This window comes from Chromobacterium sp. W521 (assembly GCF_052805975.1).
This window is the reverse complement of the sequence record NZ_JBRBAF010000027.1, coordinates 1-14,870: the sequence shown is the minus strand read 5'-3', so window position 1 is coordinate 14,870 and position 14,870 is coordinate 1. Positions and strand designations below refer to the sequence as shown.

Annotated in this window: 14 protein-coding genes; all 14 read right to left on the bottom strand. The window is 64.1% G+C overall.

Annotated features, from left to right (window positions below; genetic code table 11):
- Nucleotides 1-164: 164 nt before the first annotated feature.
- On the bottom strand, nt 165-1,262 hold the full coding sequence (tssA, locus tag ACUXV1_RS22940; protein ID WP_446016737.1) for a type VI secretion system protein TssA: 1,098 nt from the start codon (nt 1,260-1,262) through the stop codon (nt 165-167).
- A gap of 182 nt (nt 1,263-1,444) precedes the next feature.
- Nucleotides 1,445-1,708: a PAAR domain-containing protein gene (locus ACUXV1_RS22935; protein ID WP_043641377.1), complete on the bottom strand. Its 264-nt coding sequence runs from the start codon at nt 1,706-1,708 to the stop codon at nt 1,445-1,447.
- Nucleotides 1,705-3,147: a hypothetical protein gene (locus ACUXV1_RS22930; RefSeq protein WP_446016739.1), complete on the bottom strand. Its 1,443-nt coding sequence runs from the start codon at nt 3,145-3,147 to the stop codon at nt 1,705-1,707. The genes ACUXV1_RS22935 and ACUXV1_RS22930 overlap by 4 nt, the downstream gene beginning before the upstream one ends.
- A gap of 12 nt (nt 3,148-3,159) precedes the next feature.
- Complete coding sequence (tssH, locus tag ACUXV1_RS22925; RefSeq protein WP_446016741.1) at nt 3,160-5,793, bottom strand: type VI secretion system ATPase TssH; 2,634 nt, start codon at nt 5,791-5,793, stop codon at nt 3,160-3,162.
- 47 nt (nt 5,794-5,840) lie between these two features.
- On the bottom strand, nt 5,841-6,887 hold the full coding sequence (gene tssG / locus ACUXV1_RS22920) for a type VI secretion system baseplate subunit TssG (RefSeq protein ID WP_446016743.1): 1,047 nt from the start codon (nt 6,885-6,887) through the stop codon (nt 5,841-5,843).
- The gene (locus ACUXV1_RS22915) at nt 6,874-7,179 is read right to left on the bottom strand and encodes a hypothetical protein (RefSeq protein ID WP_337883783.1); all 306 of its coding nucleotides are present in this window, start codon (nt 7,177-7,179) and stop codon (nt 6,874-6,876) included. Before ACUXV1_RS22915 ends, tssG begins: the two co-directional genes overlap by 14 nt.
- A gap of 7 nt (nt 7,180-7,186) precedes the next feature.
- Nucleotides 7,187-9,046 (bottom strand): type VI secretion system baseplate subunit TssF, encoded by a 1,860-nt coding sequence (gene tssF, locus ACUXV1_RS22910; protein ID WP_043641388.1) that lies wholly within the window; start codon nt 9,044-9,046, stop codon nt 7,187-7,189.
- 65 nt (nt 9,047-9,111) lie between these two features.
- Nucleotides 9,112-10,443, bottom strand: coding sequence for a hypothetical protein (locus tag ACUXV1_RS22905; RefSeq protein WP_446016745.1), 1,332 nt, complete (start codon nt 10,441-10,443; stop codon nt 9,112-9,114).
- Between the two features lie 38 nt (nt 10,444-10,481).
- Nucleotides 10,482-12,377, bottom strand: a complete 1,896-nt coding sequence (locus ACUXV1_RS22900; protein WP_446016747.1) for a T6SS phospholipase effector Tle1-like catalytic domain-containing protein — start codon at nt 12,375-12,377, stop codon at nt 10,482-10,484.
- Nucleotides 12,378-12,511: 134 nt separating this feature from the next.
- On the bottom strand, nt 12,512-13,072 hold the full coding sequence (locus ACUXV1_RS22895; RefSeq protein WP_446016748.1) for a DUF3304 domain-containing protein: 561 nt from the start codon (nt 13,070-13,072) through the stop codon (nt 12,512-12,514).
- A gap of 82 nt (nt 13,073-13,154) precedes the next feature.
- Nucleotides 13,155-13,343, bottom strand: coding sequence for a hypothetical protein (locus ACUXV1_RS22890; protein WP_446016749.1), 189 nt, complete (start codon nt 13,341-13,343; stop codon nt 13,155-13,157).
- 109 nt (nt 13,344-13,452) lie between these two features.
- A complete protein-coding gene (locus ACUXV1_RS22885) occupies nt 13,453-13,710 on the bottom strand; it encodes a DUF3304 domain-containing protein (protein WP_446016751.1) in 258 nt (85 codons plus the stop codon).
- Between the two features lie 2 nt (nt 13,711-13,712).
- Nucleotides 13,713-14,510, bottom strand: coding sequence for a DUF4123 domain-containing protein (locus ACUXV1_RS22880; protein ID WP_114154566.1), 798 nt, complete (start codon nt 14,508-14,510; stop codon nt 13,713-13,715).
- On the bottom strand, nt 14,507-14,870 hold a 364-nt coding region (locus ACUXV1_RS22875), incomplete at its 5' end, for a DUF2345 domain-containing protein (RefSeq protein WP_446016750.1). The genes ACUXV1_RS22880 and ACUXV1_RS22875, both read right to left, overlap by 4 nt.

Below are 14,870 nucleotides of genomic sequence, written 5' to 3'. Positions count from 1 at the left end.
TGCGACAAAAACCTCAACAACAACGGGCCATGCCGGGCAAACCCTTGATGCGGCAACGAATATCCATAAAGGGTATTTGCCAACCCCCGCCCCATGCCCCGACTATCCATGAAAAACGGGCCGGCGAAATGCCGGCCCGTACCGTTTCAGAGGCCTTAAACCGCTTATTCCTTCCTCACATCCAGCAGTTCTTGCAGCTGATTCAGCGTGGAATCGTCCTTGACCACGTGCTGCAGCCACTCTTCCAGGCTCATCTCGGCCCAGCGCGCCGCGCGTTCGGCCAATAAGGCCACCGGGCTATGCGGTTCGTTGCTGCGGAAGTAACGGGCGACCTCGCTCAACATCTGCACCGCTTCCTGGCGGCTGCGGATCTGGCCGTTAAAGACGACGGGCGCCGTCGAAGCAGTGGCGGAGGGGGTGGGCGCGCTATAGCTTTGGGTCACGGCTTTTCTTTCCACAACAGGTTCAACGGGAGCCGGCGTAACGCCGGCTGGCGCGGTTTGTTGACGGTAACGCAACACTAGGTCCTGGCAGGCGTAAATGCCGTTGCGGATCTCCGCCAGGCTGGGGGCCTCGCCGCCGAAGCGCAGGTCCACTTGCTCGTCCAATGCTTCGTAGCGGCCCAATGCCTGCACCAAGGCTTCCGCTTGGCTCTGGAACCAGGCATGACCGGACAGGGTGGCACTCTTTTCGAACTCGTCCCCGGAGAGCTTGCCCTCGGCGATGGCGGCGGCCTTGGCCTCTGCGTCTTTCAAGCCAAGGTTTTCCACGTCGCGCGATTGCTGCCAATCGTTCCAGCCGTAAGCGCCGAACTCCGGCCTCAGCAGCGGCACGCTGCGGATGGCCAGCCCCAGTTGCTGATTCAACCATTCCAGCTTGCCGACGCGTTCGTCCAGGTCATGCGGGTCCAGCTCCGGATAGCCGCTCTCCCAGTATTGACGCAGCCAGCCATCCAGCGCGGCCAGGCCCAGAGCCAAACCAGGGATTCCGTTGGCCTGGACTTGGGCTTCCGCGTACCAGACCAGCAATTGCAGGTCTTTGCTGTTTTGACTCAGCGCGTCTTCACACAGACGGATGACTTTGGGCCACTCCGCCGTTTTGAGGGTTTGTTCCCAGTCCCCTTGTGACAGACCTGGGTCGTCGCTGCGGCGAGCCTCGCGAATCTGGTCGAATAGAGTGGAGTAGGCCAGATCCTCGCCCGCCGGCGATGAACCGGGTATGGGAGCCAGGAGTTGCTCCACGGTTTGTTCGATGTTTTCCATGCTTGTATGGCTTCTATATATTAAGAACCTGTTTACGATCCGCTGCGCGTCGTGAGACGCCGCACGGTGAGTACACCTTCGAAATGCTCATGTACCACGAGTACATCCCGCTTTCTCAGCCGTTTTCGCCTTGTCTCGCCTTAGCTCGCGAGATCGTAAACAGGCTCTAAGAGGTATTGCGATCAGCCCTTGCCGACTTCCGGCATGGTGGAGATCAGCGAGGCGCCGCAACTGACTTTATGTCCCTCCAACGCCACCGGCTTGCCGCCGACTACCCAACTGGGGTCGCCTTCCACGATGGTGCAGTTGACGTGCCCTTGCTGCGGGCAAGTGACCGCGTCGCCCAGGCAGGCGACCTGCTTGCCGAACAAGGTGGTGCTGGATGCGGCGCTGACGACTTTGCCGCCATGATCGGTGGGGTCGCCCAATCGGATCACGCGTTTCATGCGGTGGCCTCCTCGCGCGGCGGTCTGGCCATGGCCAGCGCCACATGATCGTTGCTGAATTGAGTAATGAGGGCCGGCGCGGCAAGACGCGCGCTATGACTGACCGCGCCGGCGGCCAACATGGCGTCGGCGGCGACGCCCACGTCGCCCCACTCCCGCGCCAGATTGCTGGCTTCATCGATGGGATGCAGTTCCACCGCGTGGCGGTTCAAGGCGCTGGCGATGGCGGCCAGACGCACGCCGCCAGCGTCGACGTCGCCGCTGTTGTGCACTAGCCAGCCCAGGCTGGCCGCCTTATCGTTTTCCGGCTTGGCGTCTTCCGGGCTGAACGGGTAATCCAGCAGCGCGGCGTTGACCAAGGCGTTGTCCAGCACCGGTTGGAGCTGCCTCGCCAGTTGCAATGCGCGCTCCTGCGGTGCCGCGGACGCGCTGGATTGGCCCAATTGGGCCAGGACCGGCATCTGGGCCAGGCCGGCTTGATGGCGAGCAGGCACCATGCCCCAGCTGCCCCCGGCACGGCTGAAGTCTTTTTCCCAGTAAGGTTGGTAAGGGTCCGCGCCCTCGGCCACGGCGACGGGACCTAATTCCGGCTCCGGCAACTGTTCTCGCAGGAACAGCAGGACGGCGACGGCCAGGCCCGGCTTGCCCAGCCAGCGCTGGCGTTCCACCGCAGCGGGATCGCTCTCGTCCCACTGCTCCCCGCCCAACGTCAGCAAAGGCGCGTCGGCCCCCAACATGATCACGCCCGGCAGCTCCGGCTGCTGTTGCAGCAACTGCCGTGCGCGGTCCGCCACAGTACCGGTGCCGGCACCCGCCAGGAAGCGAGCTTCCGGCGCCGGCCACTCGCCGTCGTCCAGCGTTTCAGCCATCGCTTCCGTCTGCCATTCCTTCACCGCGGCGATTTGTTCGATGCCGGACAGGCTGGGCACCACTTCCATCACCAGCGGCAGCCATGCCGCGCCAGGCGCGACGGCGTAAAGCTCCCGCAGCGCCTCGGTCACATGAGGACGCAAGGCTTGCAGCGCTTCATCGGCGTCGACGTCCGCCGCGTCCAGGCATGACCATAGACAGCCATCCGGCGCTTCGGCCAGCCAGCCAGGCTCGCCATTGGCCGGAACGGCGCGCGCCCATAGCCAGCGGCAGTCCACCACCGCCTGGCGTTCGCGCAATTCGGCCCGATGCCGTTCACGCGCGGCGTCGCGCGCGGACTGGCGCTCGGCCTCCGCCGCGGCCTCCTGCACCGCCTCCTCCTGCTTGGCGCGCTTTTCCTTCAGATAAGCCCACAACTTGACGCCGGCGCTGAGCAGCATAGGCGGCCCCAGGTGCAGCAGCAGGATGGCCGACGGGCTGATGCGCTGCCAGCTCTGCGGCAACACCAGCCATAGCAGCCCCCACCAGGCGACGGTGCTGACCCCGAACAGGCCCAACATTTTCCACATGGACGCGTTTCCTCAGCTCAGCCGCACTTTGACCTGCTCGCCCTTGAGCGAGACGGCGATCTTCTTCACCGGCTTGCCGCTGGCCATGCGCGCCAACAAGTCGCTGGAGATCTGCGCCAACAGGGTGCGAGTTAGGATGGCGTCGGCGTTGCGCGCGCCGCTGTCTACGTCCAGGCAGCGCGCCGCCATCTGTTCCGCCAGCTCCTCCGGGAACTCCACTTGCGCGCCGTGGTTGTCGGCGATGCGCTGGCGGATCTTGTTCAGCTTGAGGCCGACGATGGCGCGCAGCACTTCGTCGCTGATCGGCAGATAGGGCACGATGGTCAGACGGCCGAGGAAGGCCGGCTTGAATACGCTTTGCAAGGTGGGCCGCAAAATCTCCACCAGGTCTTCCGGCATCGGGTCGCGGGTTTCGCCTTCAACGGTGACGCCGTGCTCGCAGGCGCGCATCACTAGATCGGAGCCGGCGTTGGAGGTCAGCAGGATGATGGTGTTCTTGAAATCGACTTCGCGGCCTTCGCTGTCTTCCAGCAGGCCTTTGTCGAAGACCTGGAAGAACAGCTCCATCACATCCGGATGGGCTTTCTCCACCTCGTCCAGCAGCAGGACCGAATAGGGCTTGCGACGCACCGCCTCGGTCAACACCCCGCCCTCGCCGTAGCCGACATAGCCCGGCGGCGAGCCCTTGAGGCCGGAAACGCTGTGCGCTTCCTGGTATTCCGACATATTGATGGTGATCAGATTGCGCTCGCCGCCGTACAAGGCCTCGGCCAGCGCCAGCGCGGTTTCGGTCTTGCCCACGCCGGACGGTCCCACCAGCAGGAACACGCCCTTGGGCTTGCCCGGGTCTTCCAGGTTGGCCTTGGCGATCTGCACCCGCTCGGCGATCTGCTCCAAGGCGTGATCCTGGCCGATGACGCGCGCGCCCAGCAGCGAGGCCAGCTTCTGTACCTGCTCCAGCTCATTGCTGACCATGCGGCCCAGCGGGATGCCGGTCCAGCCGGAAATCACGTCGGCGATCACGCTCTCGTCCACGCACTCGAAGGCCAATGGCTGATGCTTCTGCAATTCGCGCAGCGCCTTGCGCTTGGTCTGCAGCGGGCTGAGCTTCTTGCCCTTGGCCGGCTTGGCCTCGGCCCGCTGCTGTTTGAGTTCGTCGATTTCCGCCACCAGCTTTTGCTGTTCGTCCCAGGCGGCGTGCAGTTTCTCCAGGTCCGCTTGTAGTTCGGCGCGCTGAGCTTCCAGCTCCGCGATGCGCTCGGCGTGGCCTTCTTCGCGCTGCAGCGCAGCCACTTCGCGGTCGATATTGTCTATCAGCACCGACACGTCCTCGATTGGCCCAGGCTTGCCGGCGCGCGACAGCGCCACGCGGGCGCAGGCGGTATCGAGCACGCTGATGGCCTTGTCCGGCAGCTGGCGGCCGGCAATGTAGCGGCTGGACAGATGCACGGCGGCGGCCACCGCCTCGTTGAGGATTTCCACCTTGTGGTGTTGGGCCATCGCCGGGGTCAGGCCCCGCACCATTTGCACGGCGATTTCCGGCGCCGGCTCCTCCACTTTCACGACTTGGAAGCGGCGCGCCAGCGCGGCGTCTTTTTCAAAGTACTTCTTGTACTCGGCCCAAGTGGTGGCCGCGATGGTGCGCAGTTCGCCGCGCGCCAGCGCTGGTTTCAGCAGGTTGGCCGCGTCGTTCTGGCCGGCCGCGCCGCCGGCTCCGATCAGGGTGTGAGCCTCATCGATGAACAGAATGATGGGCACCGGGCTGGCCTTGACCTCGTCGATCACCTGGCGCAGGCGGTTCTCGAACTCGCCCTTTACGCTGGCGCCGGCCTGCAACAGGCCCAGGTCCAAAGTGCGCAGGGTGACGCCAGCCAGCACCGGCGGCACTTCGCCGTGCACGATCTTGCGCGCTAGGCCTTCCACCACCGCGGTCTTGCCCACGCCCGGCTCGCCGGTAAGGATGGGGTTGTTCTGCCGGCGGCGCATCAGGATGTCTATCATCTGACGGATTTCGACATCGCGGCCCAGGATGGGATCGATCTTGCCGGCCTTGGCCTGAGCAGTCAGGTCTATCGTGTATTTGTCCAACGCCAGGCTGCCGCGCTTGCCGGCCACGGGCGGGGCCATTGTCGGTTCCACGCCGGCTTCGGCGGCCGGCGCGTTGGCCGATGCCTCGCCGCCGTGCTGGCGCAGCGCGGCGTAAGCGCCTTGCAGGCGGCCGGCGTCCTGACGCGCCAGCGCGGCGGATCCGGATTGCAGCGCGCCGCGCAGCGCCTCGTCCTGCCACAGCGCCAGCAGCAGGTCCAAGGTGGACACATCGTCCTGCCCCTGTTCCGCGCTGGCCAACAGCCAGGCTTTTTCCAACCACTTGGGCAGCCAGGCGGACAGCACCGGGTTGCGGGTATTGCCGCTGCGGAAGGCGTCTAGCGCCGCTTCCAGTTCACGCTCGATGCGCGGCAGATCCGCGCCCAGCGCGTGCAGCGCCGCGAGCGCGGCGTTGTTGTCCTGATCGAACATCGCCAACAGCGCGTGTTCGATCTCGATTTCGAAATGCGTGCGCGCCAAGGCGCGGCTGGCCGCCTGCTCAATCGCCTGGCGGGCGGTGGGGGTCAGTCTGTCGATCAGGGCTTTCAGGGATACGGACATATCGTTCCAATACACTCAAAATGAAAAGTCGATTTCGCTCGCGCCGCTCAATGCAGCAGCGCGTAGCGCATGTCTTCAGGATCTTGCTTTTGCGGGCCTAGCCAGCAATTGCCGCCCAGGCGCAAGTCCGCCGGGCCGCCCAGCTGCGCCGCCGGCACGTCGCGCTTGTCCAGCACCAGGCTGACGTCGGCCGCCAGATTATGGCCGACGGCGAATTGCAGCAGCGCCTGCAAGGCCTGCGCGCCGGGGCCGCCGGGCAGCAGGGCTTCGAACTGGGCGCGGCGCATGCTGCCCAGCCGCAGTTGCAGCTTGGTCTGACGGTCCCAGACCCGGGTGCCGGCGAACAAGGACACGCCAAGCTCGCTCTCACGGTCGCCCAGCCGGCTTTGCTCCGTCGCCGGCACCTGCATCCATTGGCCGACGAACTGCCGCAGCTCGGCGTCCACGCCGAAAAAGCCCTGGATCAGGGTCTCCAGCGCCTGCGCCGACAAGGGCTTCTGGCTGAGCAAACCCGCGTAATAGATGAACAGGTTTTCGTCCAGGCTCGCGTCCGGCCCCATCTGCTTACGTAGCTGGGACAGGCCCAGGCCGCCCAGGTCCAGCAGATTGCGGGTGAAGCCGTCGCGCTCGCCGGCTTCCACTTCCAGCCAATAGCGGTATTTGCGCCAGGCGCCGAAAAACAAGGCGGTGGCGCGGTGGCTGAAAATGTCCAGGAAGGCGTGCAGCGATCCGTCCTTGTACTGCTGGCGACGTTCCAGCAGCAGCTCGGTATAGCTGGTGGGCAAGGCGCCGCTGGGCCCGGTCAGCCCGATGAAGCTGACCGTCATCTCGTCGGTGGCGTCCAGTTGTTCCGGCTCCTTGGCCGGCTGATAACGACACAGCTCGCTGGGCGGGAAAGACAACGAGGCCAACGAACGGAAACGCAGGCTGGCCGGCAGCCGGCCGCGGCGCTCGCCGCGCTTGCGCGCGGACAAGCCCAGGATGCGTACCGCCTGGAAAAACCCGAACTGGCTGGCGTCACGCGCCAGCTCCAGCTTCAGATCACGCGGCTTGCGTTGGGCCGCGGCCCGCAGAGCCCTGTCATTGGCGCTCATGATCCACCCCCAACCGGCTGCGGCGACGCATCACCCACAGGCCAAACACCAACCCGGAGATCAAACCCAACACGCCGCCCGGCGCAAACAGCAGGATGCCATAGCCCGCCATCGGTCCCGAGCCGTTCACCAGTTCCAAACCGCCCATGATCACCATCGCCAGCGGCAACATGAGACACATCACCCAATCTATCGCCGGGCCGCGCAGCCGCAAGCCCTCCTCAGAGGACAGCGAGTAGTACAGCAATTGGCAAAAGCTGGGCGCCAGCAGCGAAGCGATCAATATTTCCATGGCATCCTCAAATCACCAAGGCCTCGCCGGCTCGGGCTGGCCATGAGGCGACCTCCTCGTCTTGTTGCACCGCATGCACCCGCAGGCGGGTGAAGCTATTGGGCGCGCAATACAGCGCGAAGAAACGCTCCAGCACCGCGGCGAACAGATAGACGCTGCCGCCGACGTAGTAATCCGGGTCCAGCGTCAGGCGGATTTCGCTGCCGCGCACAAAACCGCTGAAATCGCGGCCGGACACGCGGGCCACCGCCGGCTGGCTCTCAATTCCCACCACGCCCTGGATCTGGCGCACGTTCACCGGGGAATCGGTCAGGTTGTACAGGGCCAGCATTTCCTGCAAGGCGGCGCAACCGGAATCCACGATGGACATGTAGTTAAGCGATAAATGCGATACCAGCCGCCACTGCACCGCGCGCCCCAGCGGGCAGCGCTGGCTGGCGCTGGGCTTGCGCAACAGGCGCACGCGCTTGACCACGGAATGGCCGGGGAGCGAGAAATCCGTCCGCTGGGTGGACTGGCTGCCGCCAAACGGAATCTGCTCCGGCAGATCACGGTTACTGCACAACAGCTCCAGGCTCAGCACCTCGGTGGCCGGCCGCACCGCGTTGAACTCCAGGTCCGCCAGGTGCAGCTCCAGATCCGTGCCCTTGTCGCTCTGGCGCGGCGAAGGCTCCCGGCTGGCGTGCCAGTAGAAGCGCGGCGCTTTCTTCTCGCTGCCGTGGCGTATCGCATAGAAGGACGGCACCTCCTCGCTGCTTTCGCCGTCGCCGGATTTCTCCACCCTCACCACACGCTTGATCTGGATCGCCTCGTAAGCCTGCTGCTTGCGCGCGTCCACCAGCACCGGGTAACTGGCCTTCTGGTGGGTCACGCGGATGGGCTCGCCCGGCTGGGTGAACAGGTTGACGATAGGCGTGCAGCCCAGCTTCATGTGCTGGGCCTGTAACTGAGTCTGCAGACGATTGTGGCGCTCGCTGTCCGGGTATTCGTCAAGCAGCAGACGCAGCACCAGCTTCTCGCCGTCCAGCCGCGCCGTCGCCTTGTCCAGCTGCAGCAGATCGACGAAAAGGAATTTGTCCGGATAGCAGAAGTACTCGGTCAGCAGCCGGTAGCCCATGAAGGAGCGCTCGTCGTAGTCCAGCAAGCCCTCCTCGCGGCCGAAACCCACCGCCCGCAGGCTATCCGCCGGCAGCTTGCGCGTGCGCGCAGGGTCTTCGCTACCGTCCCCCACGCTGACGCTCAAGACATTGGACAACAGCATCTCGTACAGCAGATGCATCAGCGCCGGCTCGCCGTCCAGAAAGAAGCGCAGCGATTGCAGGCCGATGGCGTTGACCGCCAGGCCGCCATGGGTATGAAACTCCAGCGTCAGCACCGCCGCCGCGTCCGGCGCCAACTGGCGCAGATAAGGCGAGCCGCTGGTCAGCTCCAGCTTGGCCTCGGTCAGCGACAGCGGATACAGGTCCACCGGATAGGCGCTGCGGAATTTGCACACCACGCCTTGCATCGCCGGCGCGTGCACCGGCTGGCCGCGCTCCACCCGGTAGCGCTTGGCGATTTCCGGCCGTTGCGGGTCGCACTCGAACTGCACGATGGTGGCCGAGGGAATCGGCTGCAGATAATGCGGATAAAGCACGTTGAGGAAGCTGGTGGCCACCTCCGGATATTCGTCGTCCAGCTTCTTGTGGATGCGCGCGGCCAGGAAAGCGAAGGATTCGATCAGCCGCTCGGTGTGCGGGTCTTCGCACTGGTCGCCTTCCATTTGCAGGCGGCCGGCGATCTTGGGATAGCGGCGCGCGAACTCGCCGGACAGCTGGCGCAGGTGTCCGAGTTCGCGTTCGTAATACGGCAATAAGGATTCAAGCATTAAGGCTCACGTCACATCTATTGTTGTCCGGTTGCGCCGGCGGGCAAGCCGCCGACGCTCAACCGCTACTTCTTGGTTTTGAAGTACTTTTCCAGGCCGAAACTCAACGGCTCGCGCAAGAGCAGGCCGCCATCCTCGCCTGGACCGAATATCAAGGAGGGAATCGCCGGCCGGCTCAGTCCCAGGTCGTCGATGGCGATGGCCAAAAGACGATCCGCGCGGCGCGCGGCTGGCACCTCCAGCCAGGTCCAGGCGTCAGCACTGCCCTCTCGCCGCAGCCCAACCCGGCTCCAGGCGTCGGCCTTGCCGTCCCAATCCAGGATCGCATCGCCGCTGGCGTTGCTGACCGCCTGCCCCAAGATCTTGCCGCCAGCTTCGAAACGGACCTCGATGCCGGCCGCCCCACCCACGCGCGGCTGACCGACGATGGCGAGCAACTGCCGCGCCGTGGCCGGCTGGCGTATCTTCATTTCCTCATCCGTCATCAAACGGTACTTCGGCGCCTGGCTCGGCAATTGCGCCTCCACCATCACCAGGCCGTTGCTCACCCGCCAACGGCCTTCCAGATAATAGGAGCGGCCGGCGAACAAGGACCAAGACGCCTGACCGTCGGCCTGCAAGGCCAGCTCGGACTCCAGCCGGCCCTCCAAACGGTAACGCCCGGCCAATTGCGCCGCCGTCAGCGGCCGGGCCAATTTGCGATAACGCAGCGCCGGACGTACCGGCTTGAGCGGCTCCGGCGTCGGCATCGCCAAACCGCCGTCCGCCTGAAGCTCCAGCTCCGCCTGGCGGAACAGGGGCTGCACCGCGTCGGCATTAGTCAACTCGAAACCGGCCACGCGCTCGGCCCGGCTGGCGGCCTCCACCTCGAACCACTGCCACGCCTGCCCGCTGCCGGCCAGGCGCAGGCCCACCCTGCGCCATTGTCCCCATTGCTTAGGCAGCCTAGCGAGCAGATAGCCCGGTATCGGCGCCGCCTCGGCCTCCACGCGCCGGCCCTGTTCGTCCTCCAGCACCGCCTCGGTGCCGGCCACGCCCATGCGTTCGTTCGCCAGCACCGCCACCGTCATCACCGCCTCGTCGTAGCGGTCCGCAGCCATGAAACAGCCCGAGGCATGGGAGAGCTGCCGATAGATCGGCGCTTCAGCGCTGGCCGCCGCGCGCAGAGCGATGCGCTCCTTCTGCTGCGTCCAGTCGCCGCGCACCGTGCGCGCGCCGCTGCCTTTGATGAACCATTCGAACTTGCCCGAAGGCAGCAGGGCCAGGCTGCTGGGCAGCCAGTCCTCGTCGGCCAGCACATAGGTGCCGGCCGCCTTGCCCGGCGCGGCGGCCTGCGCCGGCGCGCAGAAGCAGCCCAAAAGCAAAGCGGCGCAAACCCGCCAGGCTCGCTTGTTCATTCTTGAAACCCTCTCGCCATGAAGTCGATGCGCCGGGCTCAATGCCGGCCTCCCCCAATACGCTCGCCCCGCCGTTCCTCCGCCTGGCGTTGCTGCTCGCGGCGGATCTCCTGTGCGCGCGGCGCCTGGCAGATCGGCTTCTTATTGCTGTTGCCGTCGGTAAAGAACACGGTGCGGTAGCGCAGATAGGTGCCGTGAGGTTCGCGCTTGCCCAGCGCGTAATGCATGAACCAGGCGCGGGAGTCGTGCACATGCTCGTCGTACAGCGCCATCAGCTTCTCGTCCTTGACCACCGCCGGGTACAAATCATTGCCATCCTCCCGCAGCATGACCAGTTCCGCCTGGCAATCGTCGCTGAACGGGCGGGACAAGCCGGTGAAGAAGGTGGCGAAGCCGCCAATCAGGTTGAAGGACAGCGAGGTTCGGCCCATGTAATCGTCGGCGAAGTCCTTGGCCCCCTCCCGCAACTGGGTCTGATCCATCACCGGCTCGTACTGCTTATTGAGGTTAGGTTTGAAGCTCTCAGAAACCTGGCTCGCATCCGCCTCTTTCGCTTTCGGCCTCAGCGTCACTCCGGTGGCAACGCCTTTGCGGCGCTGCGCCTTCCACTCCGACTCCTGCGCGTTCACCAGCCACTTGGGCGTGTCCTGGGAGTTTTTGTAAAACTCGGCGTTGCGATAACCCGGCCCGCCTTTCTCGTCGACGCCGCCGGCGTAACGGGCGATGCGCCAAGCGGTGATCTGCGCGGTCTGCCACTGCAGCAAGTCTTCCAGCGACGCGCCGCTGCCGGCATGTTGACGCCAGGCTTCGAAGCGCAGGATCAACTCCTCGTTGAAAATAAATAATCGGCTTGTCTCATCACTCATGAAACGCCAGGGCTCGCGTCCTTCCAGCATGGCCAATTGCTCCGCATTGGCATCCCCCAGCAAATTCTTATCCGCCTGCAAGGGTGCGCCGGCGTCAAAGGCCAGCCGGTACATATGCAACAAGGGCAGTTGCGACAACAGCATGCCCTGCCCCTCGCGCGCCTTGCCCTGGTCCTTGGGCGGATAACCACCGCCCACATCGCTGTGCATGCCGGGATAGACCCATTCACCCAACACACAGCCGGGATAACTGCGGTTGGCGATGGCCACCGAGTCCAGCGGAAAGCACAGCCGCTGCTCGTGCGCGCTGACCAGATGCGCGCAGCGCTTCAGATAGCCGGCCTCCGGCGGCAGCTTCATCGTGCCGTCGGCCCAGCCCATATGGCCTTCAGCCCCCGGCGCCAGCTCAGTCAGGCCCACCGAGGCCACGGTGTCGAACAGGCCGAGGAACTCCACCGTGACGGGGATGCCGCACAGCGTGCCGGCCTCGACGTCCATCAACTCGCGCAGCCGCCACAGAAAGGAGCGCGCCTCGGCCGCGCCGCGCGAGAAGCCATAGATGTACAACTTGATGCGCAGGATTTCCGGCTTGTAATCCGCTTCGCGCTTGGCGACAATCGGCGCCAACACTTTCTGCATCACCGCACGGCGTTGCGCCAGCGTGGTGCTGCTGCGTTTTTTGACGCCTCTATCGTCTTCCTCATAGGTGTACTGCATATCCTTGATCAGTTGGAGAGCTTGTGGCGCGTCTATCTTTTCCGCCTGTGCACTCATCGCCCGCGTGATGGCGTCTATCAGACGAGTCAGCCCCCATAAAATTCTATCCTCACCCCCTGAGGCAAAACTCAAACCACTGCTGCTCGGCTCATCCTCGCCAATTTCCTTGAATACCGTGCCAACACCCTGGATGTAATAACTGTAATAGCCCCAGTCAAACCCTTTTCCATTGCCAATCGAAGCATTGAACAAACGTCGCACATTGCTACTATTCACCGGGTCGGCACTATCGTCCGAGTCGCCGTGATTATTGGTACCGTCAAAGAACAGGCTGACATGCAGCACCTGCACACAAGGCGATGGCTGACCTTGTTCACGAGCCGCGCACCTTGCCGCATCCACCTCCTGCTGCTGGCTACTTCGCTGAGCAAGAACAGATTGAAAACGGGTAGGTAAATAGCCTTCCGCCGGGAACGAAGGAGCAATCATCGCAGGCATTTGGTTTTGCCTCCCAGGCGTCGAATCACCTCATCATCCCACCCCTGCGAACTCTTCCCTCTCAATCCGCCAAATACCCGACTCTGCTCCGCTGAATCAATCAACGGATACACCTCATCGCAAGGCAGGAACACCAGTACCAGGGAAGAAACTTTTTCATACTTGGGCACCGCCATCGTCACCTTGCGGCGAACATAATTCGCCTCATGTTCCTCATACCATTTACTACCCTCTGCCGTGATAGATCCATACTTGCCTCGGGGAGGTTGCTTAATCCCGCCCGGATTCACCCCTGGACTAGGATCCTTCACCCACTCAATCGTCGCCGTCATGCCAGGCCGCCATTGCTCCGGCAGACTGACGCAACACTCCTCGCCACCGCCACCGCCCATGCCTTGGCCATTAAAGCGGGCATGCACAATTGTCATCCCTGGCACGGTATTCACCACCCGCGCGCCAGCGCCTATAGTTTTGGACTGCGCCATACTTTGACATCCAAGCATGCTCAGGGCCAAGAGCAGCCATGCACTAACAGAGAACCATTTCATCGTTTTCACCCTCAATGCTAAATTCCGAATTGCCGTTCCATTCCAAAACCATCGCCTAACAGGAACTGGCTCTAGCCGGGAATCATCCACTGCCCGAACACGTCTGCCGACCACCCAGCCGATGGATCATCTCCGGATAGCGGTCTTCACGACCACGCAAGCCGCCCAACACTCTGCCCTGCTCCGCCGAATCAATCAGCGGATACACCTCATCGCAAGGCAGGAATACCAGAACCAGGGAAGACACTTTTTCATATCTGGGCACTGCCATAGTCACCTTGCGGCGAACATAATTCGCTTGATGCTCTTTCATCCAACGCTGCCACTCCGGCGGCGTCGTCCCATCGGGATTCCAAGGCGGCGCACGTCGCCCATCAGGATTAAGCTCCGGACTCGGATCCCCCCCACTCTATCGTCGCCGTCATGCCCGGCCGCCATTGCTCCGGCAGGCTGACACAACACTCTTCGCCACCGCCGCCGCCCATGCCCTGGCCATTGAAGCTGGCCTGCACAATCGACGTACCCGCCACGGTATTCACCACCCGCGCGCCGACGCCTATGGTCTTGGGCGATGTCGTGCAGCCGGACAGGAGCAGCAAAATCAGCCACCCGCAAGACCGCGCCCATGCCGCGGCCATGCTCACGCCGGCTCCCGCAAACGGCGCTCAATCAGGGGTTGGCGCTCCGGCTCCGACCACAGCTTGGCCCGGTCCGCCGCCCGGTGCGCCGCTGCCAGCCGCGCCATCAATTCTTCCTGCGAGCTCAGCCCGTACATCGACGGCGTCAGCAGGTGGTCTTGCCGCCAGCTTTCCGCCTGGTGCCAGACCATCAATTCGTCAATCTGCGACGGCGACAGGCTCAGGGTCTCCTCCTCCCACAGCGGCCAACTCCGCACCGCTTCGACATCCGGCACCAGACAACGGGCATTGCCGTCCCGATCCAGCCAATGCCATTGCAAAGCCGGCTCCAGCAGGAAACGCCGCTGTGCCGGTTCCAGCGCCTGGCTTACCGCGGCAAACACCCGCGGATCGTTGAAACGCAGCACGCCCTGTTGTCGGCCCTGGTCCCAGGAGGCTTGCAGACAGGCGCTCAACCGCTCGGCCAAGGCGTCGAAATCCCAATCACTCAACAGGACCAGCAAGCGCGGCTCGCCCTGCCATTTATCCAGCTGCCGCGCCCATTTTTCCAATCCAGCCGGGGAGTGCAGTGGCAAGCGCAGCAAGGCCGGCCCTTCTTCGGCCGCCTCGGCGTGTGGCGTCTCCAGCAACAGGCTGCGCGGCATATGCATGGCCGGGGCGCGGCTCTGCCAAGCGTCGCCGACATCGCCCTGATCCACGATGAAGTCCAGCCACTCCAGCCCCCCCTGCTGCGCTTGCTCAAGCAACAGCTCCAGCCACGCGGCCATGGAGGGCTTGGCCAACAAGATGGCCGGGCTCATTTAGCCGCCACCAGCGGGTTGGCCTGCTTGAAGCCTTGCGCCATGCAGGTCTTGCAGACGGTGTTGGGAAAACGCGGCAACGGCGGGTTCATGCTGGCCGGCCCGCTCCAATCGTGGCCTCCGCCCTTGAAGCTGACGGTGCCGGGCGCGTGCAGCTCTATCTTGCCGTCCTTGATCCGCACATAAGCGCCGCCGCTGGTCAGCAGAATCTCCTTCTTGCCGTTCCACAGCTGCTGACCCTTGATGGCGGTGATCTTGACGTCCTGATCGCCGGTCACCTCAATGCTGTCGCTCTGCGCCTGCATCTGCACCTTGCCCTTGGCGGCAATCAGCTTCAGCGCCACCTTGTCCTTCACCCCG